This is a genomic window from Hymenobacter artigasi, from assembly GCF_012275535.1.
GTDB classification, from domain to species: Bacteria; Bacteroidota; Bacteroidia; order Cytophagales; family Hymenobacteraceae; genus Hymenobacter; species Hymenobacter artigasi.
In genome coordinates this window covers 461618-484390 of sequence record NZ_JAAVTK010000002.1, presented here as the reverse complement: position 1 = coordinate 484390, position 22773 = coordinate 461618, and the positions used below count along the sequence as shown (strand labels likewise).

Here is a 22773-nt window from a genome sequence, read left to right as displayed (position 1 = left end):
CAATGGCAAGCGGTAGCATTCAATATAAAACTGAAGAAGAGATTGACCTCATCCGTGCCAGCGCGCTTGTGCTGGCCAAGGCTCACGGCGAAGTCGCGAGTATGGTGAAGGAAGGAGTGACGACGCGGCAGCTGGATAAGCGCGCAGAGGAATTCATCCGGGACCATGGTGGAGTGCCATCCTTCAAAGGATACAATAAGTTTCCCTACAGCCTGTGCCTCTCGCCGAATTCGGTGGTGGTGCACGGGTTCGCTACCGATGAGCCACTGAAGAGCGGCGACATTCTCTCGGTGGACTGCGGGGTTTATCTGAATGGTTTCCACTCAGATAGTGCTTATACCTACCCAATCGGGGAGGTAGCGCCGGAAATACTCACGTTGCTGCGGGAAACCAAAGCTTCGCTGTATAAAGGCATCGAACAAGCCGTGAGCGGCAATCGCGTGGGCGATATCAGCTACGCCATCCAGAACCATGTGGCCCCGATGGGCTACGGGGTGGTGCGCGAGTTGGTCGGCCACGGAGTTGGCGCGAAGCTGCACGAGAAACCTGAGGTGCCGAACTACGGCAAGCGGGGTTCCGGGCCGCTTTTGCAAACGGGCCTGGTCATCGCCATCGAACCGATGGTGAATCTGGGTAAAAAAGACGTGGTACAGGAGGCGGATGGCTGGACTATCCGTACCAAGGACCGCAAAGCATCGGCGCACTTTGAGCATACCGTTGTTGTTAGAAAAGAAAAGGCGGAGATTCTCACCTCCTTTGAGTACATCGAAAAAGCATTGCAGCAGTAGCCCTTATGGCAAAACAAGCCTCGATTGAGCAGGACGGAACCATCCTGGAAGCCCTCTCCAACGCCATGTTCCGCGTGGAGCTGGAGAATGGTCACCAGCTGATTGCCCACATTTCGGGTAAGATGCGGATGCACTACATCAAAATTCTGCCCGGCGACAAAGTGAAGCTGGAAATGTCTCCTTACGACTTGTCGAAGGGCCGCATTAAGTATCGCTACAAGTAATATCCTTGCTTCTAGACGAGTTCAATGATAACTGAGAGCCACTCCTTTGTGGTTTTAAAGCAGTTGTTACTTTTGTTCTTGCCTTGGTTGTTTTCGGTATTACAAAGCAGCCAACTTCTTCCACAGAAATTCTAGAAGCAAAACCGCAAGTAATAACAAGTAACTCTTTTCAGCAATGAAAGTCAAAACCTCCATCAAAAAGCGTAGCGTTGACTGCAAGATTGTGCGTCGCAACGGCAAGCTCTACGTTATCAACAAGAAAAACCCGCGCTTTAAGCAGCGTCAGGGTTAATTCAATTTTTAGAACCCCGGAACCTTGGGTACTGAGTCGTTGGTTAATATCCTCCGGCCCGCCTTCCAAGTAGTTGCCGGGTTTCTGTCCGCAAACACATAACCATCCAATATGGCTCGTATCGCAGGGGTTGATATCCCGGACAACAAGCGCGGCGAAATTTCGCTGACCTACATTTTCGGCATTGGCCGGAGCAACGCCAGCAAGATTCTGGTAAAAGCTGGCATCGATGTCAACAAGAAGGTGAAGGACTGGACCGACGAGGAGTCGGGTGCCGTCCGCGCCATCATTGCTGCCGAGCACAAGACCGAAGGCGTGCTGCGCTCGGAAGTAACGACGAACATCAAGCGTTTGATGGACATCGGCTGCTACCGTGGTCTGCGTCACCGCAAAGGTCTGCCAGTTCGTGGTCAGCGCACCAAGAACAACTCGCGTACCCGTAAGGGCAAGCGTAAGACCGTGGCCGGCAAGAAGAAGGCAACTAAATAATTTATAACCGGGAATCAGTTCCTGCGGAACAATTATGAATTATGAATTATGAATTATGAGTTGGCAGAACATCAACTCATAATTCATAATTCATAATTCATAATTGCCCGGAGGGCCTAACACCTCCCGCATTTTTTGCGATAACCAAATGGCACAAAAAAGAAAAGACAAAGCCAAGAAGCGCGTTGTCGTGGTGGAGCAGGTGGGCCAGGTACACATCCGTGCCTCGTTCAACAACATCATCATCTCGATTACGAACAATAACGGTCAAGTGATTTCGTGGGCTTCGGCCGGCAAAATGGGCTTCCGTGGTTCGAAGAAGAACACGCCCTACGCCGCCCAAATGGCGATGAGCGACTGCGGTAAAGTAGCCCACGACCTGGGTATGCGCAAAGCCGAAGTCTTCGTAAAAGGCCCGGGTTCGGGCCGTGAGTCGGCCATCCGCGCCCTCGGCAACGTGGGTATTGAGGTGACCACCATCCGCGACGTAACGCCGCTGCCCCACAACGGCTGCCGCCCTCCCAAGCGTCGTCGCGTTTAGTTTTTCACTTCAGAAATTAGATTACAATGGCACGTTATACTGGCCCAACCTCAAAAATTGCCCGTCGCTTCAACGAGGCGATTTTCGGCCCGAGCAAAGCGCTCAACAAAAAAGCCTATCCTCCGGGCCAGCACGGCCGCGGCCGTCGCAAGAAGCAGTCGGAGTACGCTGTCCAACTGATGGAGAAGCAGAAGGTGAAGTACATGTACGGCATGTTGGAGAAGCAATTCGAAAACCTGTTCCACAAAGCAGCAGCTCTTCCCGGCATCACCGGCGATAACCTGCTCGCCCTGCTGGAAGCCCGTCTGGACAATGCTGTGTACCGTTTGGGCATTGCCTCGACGCGTCGCGCTGCTCGCCAGCTCGTTGGTCATAAGCATATCACCGTAAACGGTGAAGTGGTTAACATCCCTTCGTACCACCTGCGTCCCGGCGACATTGTTGCCGTGCGTGAGAAGTCGAAGTCGCTGGAAGCCATCACCACGAGCCTGTCGGTTCGCAACTCGCGTCAGTTTTCCTGGCTGGAGTGGGACGGCAAGGAGTTGGCTGGCAAGTTCATCAACGCTCCCGCCCGTGAGCTGATTCCGGAGAAAATCACCGAGCAGCTCATCGTCGAACTGTATTCGAAGTAAATAGCGCTACTGGTAGCGGCCCGGCAATTTGTCGGGCCGCTCTTGTGCTTATACTTCACCCCATTTTTTTACATTTTTTACGCCCCACATATGTCAATCTTAGCTTTTCAGATGCCGGAGAAAGTGGTGATGGAGAAATCCGACGACTTCACCGGGACGTTTGAATTTAAGCCGCTCGAGAAGGGCTACGGCGTCACCATCGGCAATGCGTTGCGTCGCATTCTGTTGTCGTCGCTGGAGGGTTTCGCCATCACGTCGGTGCGCACGAACAGCGTGCTGCACGAGTTTTCGACCATCGAAGGGGTGATTGAGGACATGTCCGAAATCATTCTGAACCTGAAGATGGTCCGCTTCAAGAAAGTGAGCGATGCCATCTCGGATAAAATTACGGTGCGCGTGAAAGGCCAGGATTCCTTCTCGGGCGCTGATATTGCCAAGTTCGCCAGCGGCTTTGAAGTACTGAACCCTGACCATGTGATTGCTCACCTGGACCCCAGCACCGAGTTGGAGTTTGAGTTGACGATTGCCCGTGGCCGTGGCTATGTGCCTGCCGACGAGAACAAGCCAGCTGACCAGGTTTTCGGTCAGATTGCTATTGATGCTATCTACACGCCTATCAAGAACGTGAAGTATAGCATTGAGAACACCCGCGTAGAGCAGAAAACCGACTATGAGAAGCTCGTTATCGAGATTCAGACCGACGGTTCGATTCACCCGGAAGAGGCACTGAAAGGTGCGGCTAATATCCTCATTCAGCACTTCATGCTGTTCTCGGATAACACGATGACCCTCGAAGGTCCTCGCGTGACGGAGGACGAGCCGATTGATGAGGAAACCATGCAGATGCGCAAGATGCTCAAGACTCCTTTGGAGGACATGGAGCTCAGCGTACGCGCCAAGAACTGCCTCAAGGCCGCCGACATCAAGACGATGGGCGAATTGGTGCAGCTCGAAATCGCTGACATGATGAAGTTCCGCAACTTCGGCAAGAAGAGCCTGACTGAACTGGAGAACCTCGTTGAAGAGCGTGGTTTGGAGTTTGGGATGGACCTGGGCAAGTATCGCCTGGAGGAAGACTAGGTTTTATAATGTGGAGATGTGATAATGTGGAAATGTGAGCTTCGCGCTCAGCCCACAATTTTCACATCTCCACATTTTTTTATTTTCACATTTTATCCACAGTGTGCCCAAGGGGCAGCGGTTCTAATGAGGCCTTTTTGGTCCGCCGTGGTCGCCGCCCGCAAGCACACACTTTTTCAAACGTCCAATGCGACACGGAAGAAAGATTAACCATTTGGGCCGGACTACCGCCCACCGTCACGCCATGTTGTCGAACATGTCGTCTTCGCTCATCCTGTACAAGCGCGTTACCACGACGGTAGCCAAGGCTAAGGCCCTGCGTAAGTACATCGAGCCGCTGCTGACCAAGTCGAAAGACGATACGACGCACTCGCGCCGCATGGTGTTCGCTGCGTTGCAGGACAAGGAGTCGATTAAGGAGTTGTTTGGTAACATTTCGGGCAGAATTGCTAACCGTCCCGGTGGCTATACCCGCATTCTGAAGCTGAGCGATACCCGTCTGGGTGACAACGCCGAGATGTGCATCATCGAACTGGTGGACTTCAACGAAACGTTGATGGACGCTAAGACGGCTGCTGCTGAAAAGGCTACTGCTACGACCCGTCGTTCGCGCAGCCGTGGTGGTAAGAAAACTGCTGGCGACGACGCTACTTCGGCTACCGAAGTAACCGGCGAAGCGGTAGCTCCTGCCGCTGTAGTTGAGCAGTCGGCTCCGGCTGACACCGCTACTGAAACCGTTAAGGATGGCGAGAGCCGCGAAGAGGCGAAGGCTGACGAAGCTGGTGCTTAATTCGTAGCAATTGCTACAAAGTGAAAAGGGATGCTCCGTAGGGGCGTCCCTTTTTTTGTGCGAAATTTTGCCGTGGCCAGACTAAACCCTACGGCTTATCGGGGCTGATTCAATCGTTAGCACAGGCAAGGGATGACGCGTTTGCGGAGGCTCCGATATGCTCTTTTACCGGGTGAATTGTGCTTATGCCGGCTGATTCGCGTACGTTTGCAGCATATTTAACTGTTAATAAAACGACTTGCTATGAGCTTCATCTCGCAAATTCACGCTCGCCAGATTTTTGATTCCCGCGGTAATCCGACGGTAGAAGTTGACGTAACGCTCGACTCGGGCGTGGTAGGCCGTGCCGCCGTTCCTTCGGGTGCCAGCACCGGCAAACACGAGGCGGTGGAAATGCGCGACAACGATAAGTCGATGTACATGGGTAAAGGCGTGCTGAAAGCCGTGGAGAACGTGAATTCGCGTATTGCGGAGGAGCTGGTGGGCTTCTCGGTGTATGAGCAAGCCTTGCTCGATAAAATAATGATTGAGCTGGACGGCACGCCCAATAAAGCTAACCTGGGGGCTAATGCCATTCTGGGCGTGAGCCTGGCCGCTGCCCGTGCTGCGGCGCAGGACGCGGGCATGCCGCTGTACCGCTACATTGGTGGGGTAGGGGCTTCGACGCTGCCGGTGCCGATGATGAACATCCTGAACGGCGGCTCGCACGCCGACAACTCGATTGACTTCCAGGAATTCATGATTATGCCCACGGGCGCTTCGTCGTTCTCGGAAGCATTGCGCTGGGGTACGGAGATTTTCCACCACCTGAAAGACGTGCTGAAGAAGCAGGGCTTTAGCACCAACGTGGGTGACGAGGGCGGCTTTGCGCCCAACATCAAGTCGAACGAGGACGCTATTAAAATTGTGTTGCAGGCCATTGAAACGGCTGGCTACCGTCCCGGCGAGGACGTGTTCATTGCCATGGATGCAGCCGTGTCGGAATTCTACGAGGATGGTGTGTACCACTTCAAGAAGAGCACCGGCGACAAGCTGACTTCGAGCCAGATGGTGGACTACTGGGCTGACTGGGTGAAGAAATACCCCATCATCAGCCTGGAAGATGGCATGGACGAGGACGACTGGAGCGGCTGGAAGAGCCTGACGGAGCGCGTGGGCAAGCAGACCCAGCTGGTGGGCGACGACCTGTTCGTGACCAATGTGGACCGCCTGCAGCGCGGCATCGACGAGAATATTGCCAATGCCATTCTCATCAAGGTGAATCAGATTGGTACGCTGACGGAAACCATCGCCGCCGTGAACCTGGGCCGTCGCAATGGTTACAAGAGCATCATGAGCCACCGCTCGGGTGAGACGGAGGACAGCACAATCGCCGATTTGGCCGTGGCGTTGAATACCGGCCAGATTAAGACGGGCTCGGCTTCGCGCTCGGACCGGATGGCGAAGTACAACCAGCTGCTCCGCATTGAGGAGGAGCTGGGTGAGGTGGCGTACTTTCCCGGCAAGAAGATGTAAGAAATCACCTAGTTAGGATGCCAAACGGCCAATTTCGCATTAGCGGAATTGGCCGTTTGTATTACCTTTATAGCGATGAATCTACCTTCCTTCATTAGCCCGATACTTCGGGTAGTGCGCAGCTTCTATTTTCTGACCGGCGTGGGCTTTTTAGTCTGGATGCTGGTATTCGATGCCAACGACGTGGGCAAGCAGTTCGACATCTACCAGAAGTGGACGGAGCTGCGGAATGAGAAGCAATATTACCTCGACAACATTGAGGTGGTGAAAAAAGACCGGGCCGAACTGATGAGCTCGCCAGCCTTGCTGGAAAAATTTGCGCGGGAGAAATACCTGATGAAACGCCCCGGTGAGGACGTATTCGTGCTGGTGCCCCAAAGCGAGAATCAATAGCGGGAAACTGAGGCCGTGTAACGATATAGCAATATTGTTGCCTGAAATCTGTGTGCCTGTTCGTTGCTGGTGTTTCTACTAATTCCCTTTTTATTTTTAATCCTTTTCACATGAAGCAACCCTACAATGCGATTTTCCGGAAACCTGTGCGCTGGTGCGTATTGGTGGCCGTGCTGCTCTGGAGCCAGCTGGCAAATGCGCAGACCTACCTTTTGCCGGTTTCGGGCATTACCACTGTAACGACCTGCACGGGTACGCTCTACGACGATGGCGGGGCGTCGGGGCCTTATTCGGCCAATGCGCTGGGGGGCACTACGCTGGTGCCCGCCACGGCTGGCAATAAAATCCGGCTGCAATTCAGCCAGTTCAACATTGACCCTTACTACGATGTGGTGCGGATTTATGACGGCAGCTCGACGTCGGCCCCGCTCATTGGGGAGTATACCAACTACAACCTGCCCCCGGCTTCGGTGTATGCCACCAACGCCACGGGCAGCCTGACGGTAGTACTCCAGAGCGACTATTACTACAACCTGAGCGGCATTGAGGCGGCTATTTCGTGCGTGACGACGGTGCCGCTGGCCGATTTGGCCGTGCAGGGGGCCTCGGTTAGCCCGCTGAGCACCGTGGCCGGCAACACGGTGTCGCTGAGCTGCTCCATCTATAACATTGGAGCAGGCGTGGCTACCAGCAGCAACGTAGGGTATTATTTCTCGACGGATGCCACGCTGGATGCCAGCGACGTGCTACTGGGCAATTCGACGGGCTACGCGCTGAATCCGGGCTTGTCGAGCAGCCGCTATGCTTCGGTTACCATTCCGGCTACGACTGCCCCGGGCAGCTATTACATCCTGTTTGCCGGCGATTACCTGAACCAGGTGAGTGAGAGCAACGAAAATAATAACGTGGCTTCGGTGAACGTGACAGTGGTAGCGCCCAGCATTGACCTGACCATTCTGCAGCCTTCGGTGACGCCAACGACTACGGCCGTGGGCACGCCGATATCCATGAGCTGCTCCATTCTGAACACGGGCAATGCCGTTGCACCCAGCAGCAGCGTTGGTTTTTATATTTCGACGAACAATACGCTGGATGCCAATGATATTCTGCTGACTTCGCAGTACGGTGGGCCGCTCACGACGACGTATTCGTCGTCGCGCTACGGCACGGCGGCCATTCCGACGGGCCTGACGCCCGGGACGTACTACATTTTGTTTGTGGCGGATTATCAGGGCCAGGTAGCGGAGACGAATGAGAACAACAACGTTGCTTCCGTGGCCATTACGGTGGCCCCTCCCGGCGTGGATTTGATAGTGCAGCAGCCTTCGCTCTACTACAGCTCGACCGTGCCAGGTGGTACGGTGCAGGCCTCGGCATCGGTATTTAACCAAGGCAACGTGACGGCTACGAGCAGCACGCTGGGCTTTTACCTCTCGACCAATACCACGCTGGATGCCAGCGACGTGTTGCTGTCGACCGTGACGGGCGGCGCATTGGCCGCCAACTTGTCGTCGTACCGCTCGGCTAACCTGACGGTGCCGTTGGGTACGACGGCGGGCAGCTACTACGTGCTGTTTGTGGCCGACCCGGCCAACGCCGTGACGGAAACCAACGAGACCAACAACGTAAGCAGCCTTCCGCTGACGGTAATTGCGCCGACGGTGGACCTGTCGGTAACTTACCCTTATGTGTCGCCCATTACGGTGGCGGCAGGAGCCAGCGCCAATGCTTCGTGCTACCTCAACAACCTAGGCAATGCGGTAGCCAGCCCGGCTAACATTGGCTTTTATCTGTCGACGGACAACGTGTTCAGCGCGAATGATGTGCTGGTGGGCAGCCAGGCAAACACCACGCTGTACGGCGGTGGCTACCTGAGCATCTACTCGACCATTACGGTGCCGACCGGCACTGCTTCGGGGTCGTACTACCTGCTGTTTGTGGCCGACCCGGCCAACCTGGTGGCCGAAACCAACGAGAACAATAACGTGGCCAGCACCACTATTCAGGTAACGGCCCCAGGCATCGACCTGCAAATGAGCCAGGTGTATGCCTCGCCCTACACGGTGGGAGCCGGCGGCACGCTGACCCTGAGCTCGTACATCTACAACACGGGCACACTCGCAGCTCCGAGCAGCACCGTGGGTTACTACCTGTCGACGAACTCGACGCTGGATGCCAACGATGTATTGCTGAACACGGTGGCTGGTGGCCAGCTGGCGGCTGGTTCCAACTCTTACCGGACAGCTTCTGCTATCGTGCCAACGGGCACGGCGGCGGGCTACTACTACGTGCTGTTTGTGGCCGACCCGGCCAATGCCGTGACGGAAACCAATGAAACCAATAACGTAGCCAGTACCACTATTCAGGTGGTTACGCCGACGGTTGATTTGTCGGTAACCTATCCGTATGTGTCGCCGACGTCGGTGGCGGCGGGGGCCAGCGTTAATGCTTCGTGCTACCTCAATAATCTGGGCAATAGCGCCGCTACCCCGGCTAACATAAGCTTCTATTTGTCGACGGACAATGTGTTCAGCGCGAATGATGTACTGGTGGGCAGCCAGCCGAATACCACGCTGTACGGCGGCGGCTATTTGAGCATCTACTCGAATATTACGGTGCCGACCGGCACGGCTACGGGCACGTACTACGTGCTGTTTGTGGCCGACCCGGCCAACCTGGTGGCCGAAACCAATGAGAACAACAACGTGGCCAGCACCACCATTCAGGTAGTGGCCCCGGGCATCGACCTGCAGATTTCGCAGGTATTTATGAACCTCACGTCGGTGGCCCCCGGCACGTCGGTTGGGGTCACGTCCTACATTTTTAACTCGGGCAACACTACCTCGCCGAGCAGCAACGTGGGCTACTACCTGTCGAGCAACACCACTTTGGATGCCAACGACGTGCTGATGAGCACCACCACCGGCGGCCAGCTGGGGGCCAATCAGTCGTCGACCTCGTACAGCAGCGTAACCGTTCCCACGGGTACTGCCGCCGGCAACTACTACCTGCTGGCCGTAGCCGACCCCACGAACGTGGTGAGTGAAACCAACGAAAACAACAACGTGGGCTATTACCAGTTCACGGTGACGGGCCCCTTCACGGGCATTATCGTGCCTTACAGCGGCAGCAATACCGTGACCACCTGCAACACGACGGTGTATGACCACGGTGGATTTGGCAACTACTCGGACAATGCCAACGGCACGCTGACCATTAACCCCGGCACGGCCAACAGCCGCATCCAGCTTTCGTTCAACTCGTTTGTGGTGGAAGGCTGCTGCGACCGGTTGATGATTTACGATGGCCCGAATGCCCAGTCGCCGCTGCTGGCTACGCTCACGGCCATGCCGTCGCTGCCCATCATGGCTACCAACTCGACCGGTGCCCTGACGCTGGTGTTCACGAGCGATGGCAGCGTGACGTACGCGGGCTTTGATGCTGCCGTGACCTGCGTAGCTGCTCCCGTGGTGCTGCCCGACCTGCTGCTGACGCAGATTGGTGCTTCGCCTTCGTCGGTACCCGCCGGGGGCAACCTCTCGCTGAGTGCCACCGTGGCCAACCAGGGCGGCGGCTCGGCGGCCAGCTCGGCCGTGGGTTACTACCTCTCTACCAACCAGACGCTGGATGCCAGCGACATTCTGCTGGGCAGTAGCGCCGGCACTTCCCTGGCGGCCAGCGCGAGCGCCACCCGTCAGCTGGTGGCCGCAGTGCCAGCCAGCGTAACGCCGGGTGCTTACTACGTGCTGTTTATAGCCGACCCGCTGAACGTGGTGGCTGAATCGAACGAAACCAACAACCTGGCATCGCTGGCCGTGACGGTAACCACCGGCCTGGCTGCCCGTGAGCAAACGGCTGGCTACAGCGTGGCCGTGGCCCCCAACCCCGTGGCCAATGGCAATGCCCTGCGCGTGCAACTGACCGGGGTGGGCGCTACCTGCACGGCTTCGGTTGACCTGTTCAATGCCCTGGGGCAGCGGGTGAGCTCGCAGCAGCTGCAGCTGGGTACCGGCCGCGCCAATCAGGCTGAGATTCCGACGCGTGGCCTGGCCACCGGCGTGTATGTGCTGCACCTCACCGGCCCGAACCTGAACGTGACCCGGCGTGTGGTAATCGAATAACCTGCGCAAGCTAACCGGCCCTGCCAAGGGCCGGAGCGGGGGCGGCGGCTTGGACATTGGTCCGGGCCAGCCGCCCCCGCTTATTTTTGGCTATGCAAGCACCCCCAACCCGCAACCGAATGCAGTGGCTGTCCGCTGCCAGCGCAGGCTTGCTGCTGCTGAGTCTCACCGCAGTTGGGATGGGCAGTACTGGCTTGAAAGTCGCGCAGCACAGCGCACGGCGGCCCAGCCAGGGCCAGGCGGCGGGCCAGTTCCTGCGGGCGGTGCTACGCGCCAATTATTCAGGGGCTTATGGCCGGTTGGCACCGGAAGTGCGGCAGGGGATTAGCCTGCCGAGGTTTGTGGTAGCGGCCCGGCCGCTCTGGAAAAGCGGCCAGCGGCCCGGTCGCGGTACGGCTATTGAACTCTATAAACTGGGGATGCGGCTGGGCGATAAGGGCAGCTCGCGGCTGTTCTACAGCTTTTCCTTCGCGGCTGATTCGAGCCTGCGAATGCCCTCGGAGCTGCTGGAAGTTACGTTTCGGGACACGGCCTCGCGGGTGGTGCTGGGCTTTAGTCTGCGCCCCAACGGTGTAGCGGTGCCAAAGAAGCCAGCCGGTACAAAACCGCACGGCCGGTAGCAGCTGGTGCTTCAGGCACTGCGCGGGCGTTTGCTAATCTAAGCAGTTATGGCAGGCATATTTTGCCCAGGCTGATGTCGGGGTTGCCCGCAATGGTTTCGTTGGCCAGCACGGCGAATAGCACGGCTTCTTTGGCATCGGCGGGGATGCCCAGGGCGTCGATGGGTGCAAAGCGGGCGTCGGGCAGGTGCCGTTCCAGGGCCTGAAGCAGCGCGCCGTTGTGGCTGCCGCCGCCGCTTACGTAGCAGGTAGCGGCGGGCTGTTCGGTGGACGGGAAGCACTGCTGAACGGCGGTGGCTACGCCGGTAGCCGTTAGCTCGACCAGGGTAGCCAGCACATCGGCGGGTGGGAGAGTGGAAGTGCCGGTCACAAGCTGCGCCTCGTGCAGGTAGGCGGGGGCGAACAACTCGGGGCCGGTGGTTTTGGGCAGTGGCGCGGCGAAGAACGGATGGTTCAGCAGCTCCCGCAGCAGGGCCGGATGAACGGTGCCACTGGCCGCAATGGCACCGTTTTCGTCATATTCGCGGCCCGGGAAATGCTGCCGCGTCACGGCATCGAGCAGGGTATTGCCGGGGCCGGTATCGGTGGTGAGGGGCGGGCCGGCGGCGGGCTGGGCCGGCAGGTAGGTGAAGTTGGCAATGCCGCCCAGGTTGAGCAGCAAGCGGTTTTCGGTGGGCGAAGCAAACAGCAGCTGGTCGGCATAGCCGGCCAGTGGGGCCCCCTCCAAGCCGTGGGCGACGTGTTTCTGCCGGAAATCGGCCACGGTGATAATGCCGGTGAGCGCCGCCAGGTGGTCGCCATCGCCGATTTGCAGTGTGGCATGGTACGGGAAATCGGCCTGCTGATGCTGGTGGCGCGGCGCGTGCCAGATGGTTTGGCCGTGGCTGGCAATGAGGTCGACTTCGGCCGCCGCCACATGCCACGATTGCAGGCAGACCAGCACCATTTCCGCGTGCTGCCGGGCCACCTCAGCGTTCAGGATGGCCACGTCCTGCAACGCCACCGTGGGCTGCGAGATGGCCCGCAGCCGTTGCTGGAATTCCGCAGAATAGGGCAGGGTCGCAAAGTGCTCCAGCGTGGTCTGCAGGCCCGCACCGTGGCCTTCGCAATGGCACAGGGCTACGTCCAGCCCATCGAGCGAAGTGCCCGACATCAGGCCGATGATGCGGCGGCCGGGCTGCTGGGCTACGGCCACAAGGCGAGCGAGGTAGGGATTCACGGGTAGGCCTTTGAGAACTTTTGCGAGGGTATAAAAAGCGGTTTGTGCCCTGTTGTGCCGATTGGCCGGGAGCTAGCCGATTTTCTTGCCCGCCATGGCTTGCTGAATGGAAATGTTCATCACCCGCTCGGCATAAGGGCGGGTTAGTTCATCGAGCTCGTCCATGGCTTTTAGAATGGGGTCGCGCTCAGTGCCAGCCAGCGCCGCCTGCACGGTGGCCACCTGCGCTTCGGTGGCAGTCAGCTCGGTTTCGGTGAGGTGCTGGCGGTTTTTGCGGGTGAAGTTATTTACCTGGTACAACAGCTGCTCGGCGGCGGTGCGGGCCTCGATGAGCAGGCGCGCCGCTACGTCGTCTTTGGCGTTCACCAGCGAGTCCATCAGCATCTGCTCCACCTGCTCATCGGTGAGGCCGTACTGGGGCTTTATTTCCACCTGCTGGCGTGTGTTGGAACGTAGCTCGATGGCTTCCACTTGCAGAATGCCGTCGGCGTTCAGCAGGAAGTTCACATCGACCTTGGGCAGGCCGGCGGGCATGGCCGGGATGCCGGTCAGGGTGAATTCGCCCAGCTTGCGGTTCTGGCTCACGAGGTCGCGCTCGCCCTGGTACACGGCAATTTTCAGATTCACCTGCCCATCCACGCTGGTGGTGTACTGGCGGCCGGCCTTGGTCGGGATTTTCGAGTTGCGCGGGATAATCGGGTCCAGCAGGCCGCCCAGCGTTTCAATGCCCAGCGTGAGCGGCGTTACATCGAGCAGCAGCACGTCGCGCCGGTTGCCGGCCAAGATATCGGCCTGAATGGCCGCACCCAGCGCCACTACTTCATCCGGATTCAACGAGTTGTTGGCCGGCTGGCCGAAGAACTCCGAAACGGCGTCGTACACCAGCGGCACGCGGGTGGAGCCGCCCACCAGCAGGACGGCATCCAGCTTGGTTTCGAGCTTGGCATCGGCCAGGGCCTGGCGGCAGGCGGCAATGGTGCGGTCCACCAGCGGGCGAATCAGCGCATCGAATTGCGTGCGGGTGAGCGTGACGGGAATGTTCTGGCCGGCCTCATTGGTGAGGTGGGTCGTGAAATCGTCGTGCTGGCTGAGGTATTTCTTGGCTATCTCGGCGGCCAGGCGTAGCTGCTGCTGCAGGTGCGGGTTGGTGTGGAAGGCCTCCGAAAGGCCAAAGGTGGCCGTCCAATGGTCCACCACGGCGCGGTCCAGGTCGTCGCCCCCGAGGTAGGTGTCGCCGTTGGTGCTCAGTACCTCAAAAATGCCCTGCTGAATGCGCAGAATGCTGATGTCGAAGGTGCCGCCGCCGAGGTCGTACACGGCCACGGTTTTCTCCTCGTCGGGGTCGAGGCCGATGCCGTAGGCCAGGGCCGCCGCCGTGGGCTCGTTCACAATGCGCAGCACTTCGAGGCCAGCCAGGCGGCCCGCGTCGCGCGTGGCCTGGCGCTGCGAGTCGTTGAAATAAGCCGGCACGGTGATAACGGCGCGGTTTACCGGGGTTTTGAGGGCGTGCTCGGCGCGGGCCCGCAGCTCCCGCAGGATATCGGCCGACAGCTCGATGGGGGAGAAGAACCGGTCATCGACCCGGATTTTTACCAGGCCTTCGGAGTTGTCGTCGATGACCTTGTAGCCGAGCTGGCTGGCGTGCTGGCCCAGGTCGCGGTAGCTTTTGCCCAGCAGGCGCTTCACGGAGTAGATGGTGCGCTGCGGGTCGGTGAGGAGGTACTCACGCGCCGCAGCCCCGATGATGGGGTCGGCCCCATCGGCGGGGAAGTGTACCACCGATGGCACGATAGTGCCCCGGCCCAAATCGTTGATGGCAGCGGGCTGGCGGCTCTCGGGGTGCACGTAGGCCACAAGGCTATTGGTGGTGCCCAGGTCGATGCCGACAATGATTTCTTCCTGCTGAAAGCTGCCGGTGGCCAGATTGATTGATACTGTAGCCATATAAACGAGGGGCTACCACTACCGGCAACCCGAAAAATGAAAATAAAAGGCGCCGAAAAGCGCGTTGCAAAAGTACGGGGTAAAGCCCGCCTTCCTGTGGGATGATAAAGGGCCTGAAAGCAGATGAACGGGACTTGCCAAAATCTTATTGAACTATTATTAGAAAAATCAAAACCGAAGTTGCACATCCGAACGTAGAGAAAGTACAACTGTGCAGCCAAGCTCGAAAAGGCCACATGACATGAGGTTTTGATGGTTGTACAGTCCAGCTTACAATTCATTTCAGGTTTCCTTACACCTCACCCCAACCCATTTCCCAAAAGTTTTTTATGAAAAATTTACTTACTCGTCCTCTGTTCCAGGCTGCTCTGCTCGCAACCGCGGCAGGAGGTGTGGTGGCCCTAAGCAGCCAGCACAACACGCTGGAAGCCTCCAGCCACCGCGAAGCTCCCCTTATCGCCGACGACCCGTTGGCTGACAACACCGACCTATACGCTTTCCGTAGCCCCGATTCGCCTAACAACGACGGTGCCGCCAGCGTGACCATCATTGCCAACTACATTCCGTTGGAGCTGCCCCAGGGCGGACCTAACTACAACACGTTCGGCGAGAACATCCGTTACGAAATTCACGTGAAAAACAACTCGGCTACGGCTGGCGACGACATCACGTACCGTTTCACGTTCACCCGGGCCAACCAGGACCCCAGCACGTTCTTCAATATCCGTCTGGGTATGCAGAACCTGAAAACGACTTACATCGTCGAGAAGAGCGTAGGCGGTGGTGCTTTCACCAACGTAACCGTGGGTACGGGCATTGTACCTCCCCCCAACATCGGCCCGCGCTCCATCAATGGTGCCGCTGGCTTGAACCAGGCGGCCACGTATGCTACGTTGATGAACAACGCCATCATGACGCTGCCGGACGGTACCAAAATCTTCTGCGGCGCTACCGACGACCCGTTCTTTGCTGACTTGGGCGGCATCTTCGACTTGGGCGGTATTCGTGCCCCCGGCGCAGCCCGCGACGGCCTCGCTCGTAAGAACACCCACGCTATTGCACTGCAAATCCCGGTAACGGTACTGGCCAAAACGGGCACTGCTGCCTTGACCAGCGCAACCAATATTCTCGATTCCAACTACATCATCGGTGTGTGGGCTTCGGCCAGCCGTCCCGCTACCCGGGTGCTTTCGGCCACAGGTGCTGCATCTACAGTATCGGGCAACTATGTGCAGGTATCGCGCATTGGTATGCCTTTGCTGAACGAAGTTATCAACCCCATCGGAGCTAAGGATGCCTGGAACGCCGGCACGCCTTACGCTGAGGTTGCCGCTACGGACGACTACCTGTCGAACCCGGAACTGGGCCTTTACATGGCCGATAACAACCCTTCGGCTACTACTGCTCCTAAGCCTGCCGGCCAGACTTACTACGGTGAGGCTGTACCGGGCTTGGGCCCGCTGCGCATCCAGAGCAAGTCGCTGGCCGGCACCGCTGGTTTGCCCGCTGCTGGCTTCGACTTCCGTAATGGAGCCGCTGGTCTGAGTGGCCTGGCTGGCAATGCTGCCCTGAACGGCACGGCGCTGGCCACTACTGGTCCTGCTCCTTATGGTGCGTACTTGCTGCGTGCTGGCAAGCCGCGCTCAGTCGATATCCTGCCGATTTTCCATACTGGTGTACCCAATTACCCTCCTTACCAGTTGGCAACCGGCAAAAACGGCAACCCGCTGGCCGCTGGCAAGCCTTTCATCAACAACTTCCTGTTGGTGGGTGGTTCGGCAAGCAACCCCGGTGGCGACATGCTGCGCCTGAACATGGCCGTACCGCCTACGGCTCGTAACTCGGCTAACTTTAGCTCGGAAGGCCTGCTGGCCGCTGCTGTACTGGGCCTGACGAACACGACCTACAACGGCAGCACGGCTGTGCAGAACATCCCCAACATGGATGGCTTCCCCAACGGTCGTCGCCTCGAGGATGACGTGACCCGCATCGAACTGCAAGCCGTGGGTGGTGTGGTACTGGCCGCCATCGGCCTGTGGTACGACGACTACGCTGCTGGCGCTGCCAACCCCGTTACCCCACAGTTGGGCAACGTGCTGAACTTCAACGCTGGCGTAACTGCCAACGATACGACGTTCAAAGCTGCGTTCCCGTACTCGCAGACGCCCTGGAGCGGTACCAATGCTCAGCGCATAGCTCTGGCTCAGCGTGCTTCGGGCCTTGGCCTGTCGCCTAACCTGACCGTGGCTCAGGCTTATCCCAATCCTTTCGCCGACCGCACCACGCTGCGCTTTGAACTGCCTACCAAAGGCACGATGAGCGTTGTTATCAGCGACGTGACCGGCCGCAAGGTGGCTACCATTGCCAAGGACAAGTCCTTCGGTGCTGGTGCCAATGAGCTGAACTGGACGCCCGGCCGCGATGTGGCCCCCGGCCAGTACATCGCCACGCTGTACAACGGCAGCACCGTGGTACAATCGGTACGCATCGAGCGCCAGTAATCGGCACTAGAAGCTAATTGAAAAGAGCCGTCGTTTGGTCCTGGTCTGGACTGGCGGCGGCTCTTTTTTAGGCGTTATTTTTACTGCTACTCCTCCACTCTGTCATCTTTCTCTGTCTTGAAAAAGTACTTATACCCCAGTCTATTAGTTGTTTTTGGCGTAATGGCGGCCGCCATTTTCTTCTTTAAAAAGCCGGAGGTTCGCACGCCGGAGTTGAAAGACCGGCGCGGGAGCTTGTCGGTCGGCAACGAATGGCTGAACACTAAGGCGGCCATTGAGGGCCTGCTGGCCAAGCTGCGCACCAACCCCAAGGACCAGAAAAGCCGCCTGCTGCTGGCCCAGGCCTACATGCAGGAGGGCCGCGTGACCGGCGACCACCCATATTACGACGGAGCCGCCATGAACTTGCTGGAGCAGGTGCTGGCCGCCGAGCCCGAAAACTTTGAGGCCCTGTGCTGCAAAGCCTCGCTCTGCCTCACGCAGCACCACTTCGCCCAGGGCCTCGGCATTGCCGAGCAGGCCCAGAAGCTCAACCCCAACAGCGGCTTCGTGTATGGCCTGCTGACCGACGCCAACGTGGAAATGGGCCACTATGAGGAAGCCATTAAAATGGCCGACAAGATGAACCAGGTGCGCCCCGACCTACCGGCCTACGCTCGGGTAAGCTACCTGCGCGAGATTTACGGCGACGTGCCCGGGGCCATTCAGGCCATGGACATGGCCGCCAAAGCTGGCTATATTGGCCTGGAGCAAACCGAGTGGACCCGCGTGGCCCTCGGCCACCTCCACGAAGTGAGCGGCGACACGGCCCGTGCCCGGGGCTACTACCTCATGGCCCTGGCGGCCCGCCCCGGCTACGCGTATGCGCTGGCTGGCCTGGGCCGTATGGCGGCGGCGCGCAAGGATTACCCGCGCGCCATCAAGCTTTATCAGGAGGCCCGTATCACGGTGAAGGACTATGCTTTTGCCGATGAGCTGACCGACCTGTACCGCCAGAACGGCCAGCCAGATGAGGCTGATAAAATGGCGAAGGAGTCCATCGATATGCTGGCCAATGCCGCCAAGGAGGCCGACAGCAATGAGGAGATGGGCCACTACGCCGACCGCGAGCTGGCTTACGCCTACCTCAAAACCAATGAGCTGGACAAGGCACTGGAGCACGCCAAAATAGAGTACGCCCGCCGCCCCGACAACATCGACGTGAACGAAACCATGGCTTGGGTGCTCTACAAGCGCGGGCAATACGCCGAAGCCCAAAAGTACATGCAGGTAGCCCGCCGCACGGGCTCGAAAAACCCGGTGCTGCTGGGCCGTGCCGGACTCATTCTGAGTAAGATGGGTAAGACGGCAGAGGGCCAGGCGTTGATTGAGAACTCGCTGAAAACTGCGCCTTACCTCAATCCTGAAGTAGAAGCGGAAGGCAAGAAAATGTTGGCGCTGGCTGCGCGGTAGTGAACCGTCATGCAGAGCGTAGCGAAGCATCTTTACTGCGCGACGCAATTCAGTAACTGCTGCGGTAAAGATGCTTCGCTGCGCTCGGCATGACGTTCTTATGTTTTCCTATTACCTATGAGTCTCTTCCGTCCGTTGCGAAGCCTGCGGTTTTTGCCGCTGCTGGTGCTGCTGGCAGTGCCGGCCGCCGCGCACGTCCTCAACACGGACCTGAGCAAGCTCTCGCGCACCGAGATTTTCTGGACTTACCTGCAGCTGGGCTTCACGCACATCATTCCGCTGGGGTTCGACCACATTCTGTTCATCATCAGCCTCTACATTCTGGAGCCGCGCCTGAAGCCGGTGCTCATGCAGGCCACGGCGTTTACGGTGGCGCATTCCATCACGCTGGGGCTGGCCATGTATGGGTTTATTCAGCCACCGTCGTCGGTTATTGAACCGATTATCGCGCTGTCCATCCTGTTTGTGGCCATCGAGAACATCATTACCGATAAGCTTAACCCGTGGCGGCTGGTGATTGTGTTCGGCTTTGGGCTGGTGCACGGCATGGGCTTCGCCAGCGCCCTCACGGGGCTGGGGCTGCCGCAGAAAGACTATTTCGGCTCGCTCATTTCCTTCAACGTGGGGGTTGAGCTGGGCCAGGTATCGGTGATATTGCTGTGCTGGGCGCTGGTGGGGCGCTGGGCGGCCGATAAGAGCTGGTACAAGCAGCGGGTTGTGATTCCGGTGTCGGTGGTTATCGGCCTGATAGCGGCTTACTGGACCGTAGAACGGGTGTTTTTTGCCTGAATAATAAATCGAAATTCGTACACCCTTGCCGGGCCTTTTCGCCGTAGATAGCGCAAGCCCACCCCGCACTCATGGCCCTTCGCCCGTACCTCACGCTGCTGCTGCTGCTCAACTACCTGCTGGTAGTGGGAGCGGGCCTCGTGGAGCGCCCGGCGCGGGTGATTGACCGGCCCTTTGCCTACGTGCACAGCCACGACTGCCAACTGCGCCACACCCTGCGTCTGGGCTGTTTCGATGATTGCAACGGCGTGCAGTACACGGTGCAGAAAAACGGCGAGCGTCTGCCTTTGCAGCAGCTGCTCAGCTCCTTCAAAGGCTTGGATACGCATTGCCTGGCGGAAACGCGGGTGGTGTTTGCCCGGCCGGTTTTTAGTGCTGCCGTGGTCCGGCAGATGGCTCGCGAGTCGGTCGTGCCGGTGGGCTATCGGGGCCGGATTGAGTTGCCGCCCCGGCGGGGATAAGTTGAGTTGTGGCTGCGGTTGGGTTCGATTCCAGCTGTTGCCACTGGGCACGGCTGCCATTAGCTGGTCGTGCCGCTTCTTCTTATCCAATAATCCGACGCTGCCTGCTGGGCTACTGTGCCCGGGCGCGTTCAACTCCTCATCCCATGATTTTCCGGGCCAATTCTTTCCAACCCGTAGCGGGCGCTACGGGTGTTATCTCCCGCGTGCAGCTGCCCTCGGCGGGTCGCATTGCCAGCTCGTTGTTCGATGCGGGCAACAGCCGGACACTGCCAGCCATCAGTGAGACGGCCCTACGCGACCAGCAGCGCGGCCACCTGGCGCGGCAGCAGGCCCAGCACCGGGCGCAGTGCCGCGCCAACTGCATGAGCAAGGCCAATTTCTAGTCGGCCTATTCTTCCCTTTTATTCAAACGAGCTGCTGGTGGGCGGTGCTTCGGTGCCGCCTGCCCGCCGCCTTGATTTCCGACTAGATGAAACAATTTCTTACTGCTTTATCGGCCTGGGGGCTTGTTCTCGGGCTGTTTTTATTGACCTGTTCGGCGCAGGCGCAGGGCACCGCCACGCTGCGCGGCACCGTGGCCGACTCACTCTCGGGCCAGCCGCTGGCGGGCGTGAGCGTGGGCCTGCAAGGCCAGCCCGGCAGCACGGCCACCGATGCGCTGGGCAACTTCCGGCTGAGCGACCTCAAGCCCGCCACCTACACGTTGCGGGTGGGGGCCCTCGGCTACCGCTCCCAGGCCGTGCCCGTGCTGCTGAAAGCCGGCGAAACCCAGCGCCTCAACGTGCGCGTGGCCACCACCACGCTTAGCCTGGCCGAGGTGACCGTGAGCCAACCCCGCGACCCCAACCAGAGCCTGGCCGCCATCTCGCATATCGACCAGCTGCTGCGGCCCGTGAACTCGGCGCAGGACTTGTTGCGCCTCGTGCCGGGCCTGTTTATTGCGCAGCACGCGGGCGGGGGCAAGGCCGAGCAGATTTTCCTGCGCGGCTTCGATTGCGACCACGGCACCGATTTCGCGGTGAGCGTGGACGGGCTGCCGGTGAACATGGTGAGCCACGCCCACGGCCAGGGCTACGCCGATTTCCACTTCGTAATTCCCGAAACGGTAGAGCAATTGAAGGTGTACAAGGGGCCGTATACGGCCCGATTCGGCGATTTTGCCACGGCCGGCGCGGGCGAGTTCAGCACCAAAACCCGGCTGGAGCATAGCCAGGTGAAGCTCGAAGTGGGCCAGTTTGCCACCCGCCGGGCGCTGGTGATGCTGGACCTGCTGGGGCCGGACCACCACCTGCTCAGCAAGCGCCCCGAAAGCGCCTACGTGGCGGCCGAGTACAACTTCACCAACTCGTATTTCGACCAGCCGCAGCACTTCAAGCGCTTCAATGGCATGGCCAAATACACCGGCCAGCTCTCCGACAAAACGGCGCTTACGGTGCTGGGCTCGCACTTTGCTTCGAACTGGGACGCCAGCGGGCAGATTCCGGAGCGCGGCATCGAGCAGGGCATTATCTCGCGCTACGGCAGCATCGACCCCACCGAGGGCGGCCGCACCAGCCGCACCAACGCCAGCGTGGTGCTCACCACCGCACTGCCGCACGATGCGGTGCTGCGCCAGCAGGCCTACTATTCGAAGTACGATTTCAGCCTGTTTTCCAACTTCACTTTCTTCCTGCACGACTCGATAAACGGCGACGAAATTAACCAGACCGACAACCGGAACCTGTTCGGCTACACGGCCACGTATGAGCGCGACGACCAACTCGGAGCCCGCTCGCTGCACAGCACGCTGGGCGTGGGCACCCGCAACGACTTCTCGACCCTGGGCCTGCGCCATACCGTGCGGCGCGAAACGCTCGATACCATCAGCACGGGCCGGCTGTTTGAGCAGAACATCAACGTGTACCTCGATGAAACCCTGACCCTGACCGACCGCCTCACGGTGAACGCGGCGGTGCGGGCCGACTTTTTTGCCTTCGATTTCCGGGGCCGGCGGACTGATGAGGGCACCGGCCTACCCGCGCCGCTGGCGGGCCGCGTGGCCCGGGCCCGCGTGTCGCCCAAGCTCAACCTCTACTACCAGCTGTCGCCGGCCGTGCAGCTGTTTGCCCGCTCAGGCTTCGGCTTCCACTCCAATGATGCGCGGGGCGTGATTCAGGGCGTGAATGCCAATGTGCTGCCCCGCGCCATCGGTTCCGAAATCGGCAGCACGTTTAAGCCGCTGCCCAGTCTGGTGGTGAATGCCGCCCTCTGGAGCCTGCATTTGCAGGATGAGCTGGTGTACGTGGGCGATGACGCCGTGGTGGAAAGCACCGGCCCCACCCAGCGCTACGGCCTCGATTTGTCGGTGCGCTACCAGCTGGGCAGCCGGTTGTTCCTCGATGGCGACTTCAACTACAACCACGGCCGCCAGCTCGACGCGCCCGAAAAGGCCAACTATATTCCGCTTGCGCCCACCTTCACCAGCACCGGCGGCCTCACCTACAAAGCCCCGAAAGGCCTGAGCGGCAGCCTGCGCTATCGCCACATCGACTCGCGCCCGGCTAATGACGACGGCAGCATCCGCGCCAAAGGCTACTTCCTGCTCGATGCTGTGCTGGCTTACACCACGCCCCGCTTCCAGATCGGGGCTTCGGCCGAAAACCTGCTGAACGTGGAATGGAACCAAGCCCAGTTCGCCACCCAAACCCGCCTGATTAACACGCCCAAAAGGGAACCCCTCGAAGGCGTCGATGAGTTGCACTTCACGCCCGGCACGCCATTTTATGCGAAGCTGAACGTGAGCGTGTTTTTCTAGCCCCAGGCGGGTCACCTCACCCCCTGACCCCCTCTCCCGCGGAGAGGGGACACCGGTAATGCTCCGGGCGAATTGTTCTACACGAAAAAGGGAACCTGCATAGCGCAGGCTCCCTTTTTCGTTTG

20 protein-coding genes are annotated in these 22773 nt (G+C 59.1%); 18 read left to right on the top strand and 2 right to left on the bottom strand.

Translation table 11 applies throughout. The annotated features are described in order from the left end of the window. Positions 1-2 precede the first annotated feature (2 nt). From map to HBN54_RS05545, 12 genes are all read left to right on the top strand, one after another. Positions 3-788, top strand: a complete 786-nt coding sequence (gene map, locus HBN54_RS05600; RefSeq protein WP_168672167.1) for a type I methionyl aminopeptidase — start codon at positions 3-5, stop codon at positions 786-788. A 5-nt stretch (positions 789-793) separates the two neighbouring features. Continuing rightward, positions 794-1012, top strand: coding sequence for a translation initiation factor IF-1 (gene infA / locus HBN54_RS05595; protein ID WP_035567874.1), 219 nt, complete (start codon positions 794-796; stop codon positions 1010-1012). Positions 1013-1187: 175 nt separating this feature from the next. After that, on the top strand, positions 1188-1304 hold the full coding sequence (ykgO, locus tag HBN54_RS05590; RefSeq protein ID WP_035567872.1) for a type B 50S ribosomal protein L36: 117 nt from the start codon (positions 1188-1190) through the stop codon (positions 1302-1304). Positions 1305-1415: 111 nt separating this feature from the next. Then, entirely contained in the window at positions 1416-1793 is a 378-nt protein-coding gene (gene rpsM, locus HBN54_RS05585) for a 30S ribosomal protein S13 (protein ID WP_035567870.1), read from the top strand. Positions 1794-1941: 148 nt separating this feature from the next. Beyond that, positions 1942-2334 carry a 30S ribosomal protein S11 gene (gene rpsK / locus HBN54_RS05580; protein WP_035567868.1) on the top strand — a complete coding sequence of 131 codons (393 nt, stop codon included), beginning with the start codon at positions 1942-1944 and terminating at the stop codon, positions 2332-2334. A gap of 26 nt (positions 2335-2360) precedes the next feature. Then, positions 2361-2966, top strand: a complete 606-nt coding sequence (gene rpsD, locus HBN54_RS05575; RefSeq protein WP_168672166.1) for a 30S ribosomal protein S4 — start codon at positions 2361-2363, stop codon at positions 2964-2966. Positions 2967-3056: 90 nt separating this feature from the next. Beyond that, entirely contained in the window at positions 3057-4046 is a 990-nt protein-coding gene (locus HBN54_RS05570) for a DNA-directed RNA polymerase subunit alpha (protein WP_168672165.1), read from the top strand. Between the two features lie 187 nt (positions 4047-4233). Further along, entirely contained in the window at positions 4234-4836 is a 603-nt protein-coding gene (gene rplQ / locus HBN54_RS05565; RefSeq protein ID WP_168672164.1) for a 50S ribosomal protein L17, read from the top strand. 243 nt (positions 4837-5079) lie between these two features. After that, on the top strand, positions 5080-6351 hold the full coding sequence (gene eno / locus HBN54_RS05560) for a phosphopyruvate hydratase (RefSeq protein WP_168672163.1): 1272 nt from the start codon (positions 5080-5082) through the stop codon (positions 6349-6351). A 75-nt stretch (positions 6352-6426) separates the two neighbouring features. Then, positions 6427-6744 carry an FtsB family cell division protein gene (locus HBN54_RS05555; RefSeq protein ID WP_168672162.1) on the top strand — a complete coding sequence of 106 codons (318 nt, stop codon included), beginning with the start codon at positions 6427-6429 and terminating at the stop codon, positions 6742-6744. Positions 6745-6854: 110 nt separating this feature from the next. Next, positions 6855-10865, top strand: coding sequence for a CARDB domain-containing protein (locus HBN54_RS05550; RefSeq protein WP_168672161.1), 4011 nt, complete (start codon positions 6855-6857; stop codon positions 10863-10865). 119 nt (positions 10866-10984) lie between these two features. Then, positions 10985-11485 carry a hypothetical protein gene (locus tag HBN54_RS05545; protein ID WP_168672160.1) on the top strand — a complete coding sequence of 167 codons (501 nt, stop codon included), beginning with the start codon at positions 10985-10987 and terminating at the stop codon, positions 11483-11485. Between the two features lie 46 nt (positions 11486-11531). Here HBN54_RS05545 and HBN54_RS05540 read toward each other — a convergent pair whose 3' ends face one another. Then, positions 11532-12704 carry an anhydro-N-acetylmuramic acid kinase gene (locus tag HBN54_RS05540; protein WP_317170172.1) on the bottom strand — a complete coding sequence of 391 codons (1173 nt, stop codon included), beginning with the start codon at positions 12702-12704 and terminating at the stop codon, positions 11532-11534. A 72-nt stretch (positions 12705-12776) separates the two neighbouring features. Continuing rightward, on the bottom strand, positions 12777-14648 hold the full coding sequence (gene hscA / locus HBN54_RS05535) for a Fe-S protein assembly chaperone HscA (protein WP_168672159.1): 1872 nt from the start codon (positions 14646-14648) through the stop codon (positions 12777-12779). A gap of 329 nt (positions 14649-14977) precedes the next feature. Between hscA and HBN54_RS05530 the strand changes: the two genes are divergently transcribed. The 6 genes from HBN54_RS05530 to HBN54_RS05505 all read left to right on the top strand — a co-directional run bounded on the left by HBN54_RS05530 (position 14978) and on the right by HBN54_RS05505 (position 22648). Further along, on the top strand, positions 14978-17149 hold the full coding sequence (locus HBN54_RS05530; RefSeq protein WP_168672158.1) for a DUF4331 family protein: 2172 nt from the start codon (positions 14978-14980) through the stop codon (positions 17147-17149). A 117-nt stretch (positions 17150-17266) separates the two neighbouring features. After that, entirely contained in the window at positions 17267-18601 is a 1335-nt protein-coding gene (locus HBN54_RS05525; protein WP_168672157.1) for a tetratricopeptide repeat protein, read from the top strand. Positions 18602-18718: 117 nt separating this feature from the next. Continuing rightward, positions 18719-19390 (top strand): HupE/UreJ family protein, encoded by a 672-nt coding sequence (locus HBN54_RS05520; protein WP_168672156.1) that lies wholly within the window; start codon positions 18719-18721, stop codon positions 19388-19390. Between the two features lie 71 nt (positions 19391-19461). Further along, positions 19462-19851, top strand: coding sequence for a hypothetical protein (locus tag HBN54_RS05515; protein WP_168672155.1), 390 nt, complete (start codon positions 19462-19464; stop codon positions 19849-19851). A 146-nt stretch (positions 19852-19997) separates the two neighbouring features. Next, complete coding sequence (locus HBN54_RS05510; RefSeq protein WP_168672154.1) at positions 19998-20237, top strand: hypothetical protein; 240 nt, start codon at positions 19998-20000, stop codon at positions 20235-20237. Positions 20238-20323: 86 nt separating this feature from the next. Beyond that, on the top strand, positions 20324-22648 hold the full coding sequence (locus HBN54_RS05505) for a TonB-dependent receptor (protein ID WP_168672153.1): 2325 nt from the start codon (positions 20324-20326) through the stop codon (positions 22646-22648). The last annotated feature ends 125 nt before the right edge of the window (positions 22649-22773 follow it).

Bases quoted from the DNA above. Each gene is read 5' to 3' on its own strand.
- ykgO (WP_035567872.1), top strand. From the start codon at position 1,188: ATGAAAGTCAAAACCTCCATCAAAAAGCGTAGCGTTGACTGCAAGATT.
- eno (WP_168672163.1), top strand. From the start codon at position 5,080: ATGAGCTTCATCTCGCAAATTCACGCTCGCCAGATTTTTGATTCCCGC.
- HBN54_RS05570 (WP_168672165.1), top strand. From the start codon at position 3,057: ATGTCAATCTTAGCTTTTCAGATGCCGGAGAAAGTGGTGATGGAGAAA.
- HBN54_RS05550 (WP_168672161.1), top strand. From the start codon at position 6,855: ATGAAGCAACCCTACAATGCGATTTTCCGGAAACCTGTGCGCTGGTGC.
- hscA (WP_168672159.1), bottom strand. From the start codon at position 14,648: ATGGCTACAGTATCAATCAATCTGGCCACCGGCAGCTTTCAGCAGGAA.
- HBN54_RS05555 (WP_168672162.1), top strand. From the start codon at position 6,427: ATGAATCTACCTTCCTTCATTAGCCCGATACTTCGGGTAGTGCGCAGC.
- rplQ (WP_168672164.1), top strand. From the start codon at position 4,234: ATGCGACACGGAAGAAAGATTAACCATTTGGGCCGGACTACCGCCCAC.
- map (WP_168672167.1), top strand. From the start codon at position 3: ATGGCAAGCGGTAGCATTCAATATAAAACTGAAGAAGAGATTGACCTC.
- rpsK (WP_035567868.1), top strand. From the start codon at position 1,942: ATGGCACAAAAAAGAAAAGACAAAGCCAAGAAGCGCGTTGTCGTGGTG.
- HBN54_RS05545 (WP_168672160.1), top strand. From the start codon at position 10,985: ATGCAGTGGCTGTCCGCTGCCAGCGCAGGCTTGCTGCTGCTGAGTCTC.
- HBN54_RS05530 (WP_168672158.1), top strand. From the start codon at position 14,978: ATGAAAAATTTACTTACTCGTCCTCTGTTCCAGGCTGCTCTGCTCGCA.
- HBN54_RS05515 (WP_168672155.1), top strand. From the start codon at position 19,462: ATGGCCCTTCGCCCGTACCTCACGCTGCTGCTGCTGCTCAACTACCTG.
- HBN54_RS05505 (WP_168672153.1), top strand. From the start codon at position 20,324: ATGAAACAATTTCTTACTGCTTTATCGGCCTGGGGGCTTGTTCTCGGG.
- rpsM (WP_035567870.1), top strand. From the start codon at position 1,416: ATGGCTCGTATCGCAGGGGTTGATATCCCGGACAACAAGCGCGGCGAA.
- HBN54_RS05510 (WP_168672154.1), top strand. From the start codon at position 19,998: ATGATTTTCCGGGCCAATTCTTTCCAACCCGTAGCGGGCGCTACGGGT.
- rpsD (WP_168672166.1), top strand. From the start codon at position 2,361: ATGGCACGTTATACTGGCCCAACCTCAAAAATTGCCCGTCGCTTCAAC.
- HBN54_RS05520 (WP_168672156.1), top strand. From the start codon at position 18,719: ATGAGTCTCTTCCGTCCGTTGCGAAGCCTGCGGTTTTTGCCGCTGCTG.
- infA (WP_035567874.1), top strand. From the start codon at position 794: ATGGCAAAACAAGCCTCGATTGAGCAGGACGGAACCATCCTGGAAGCC.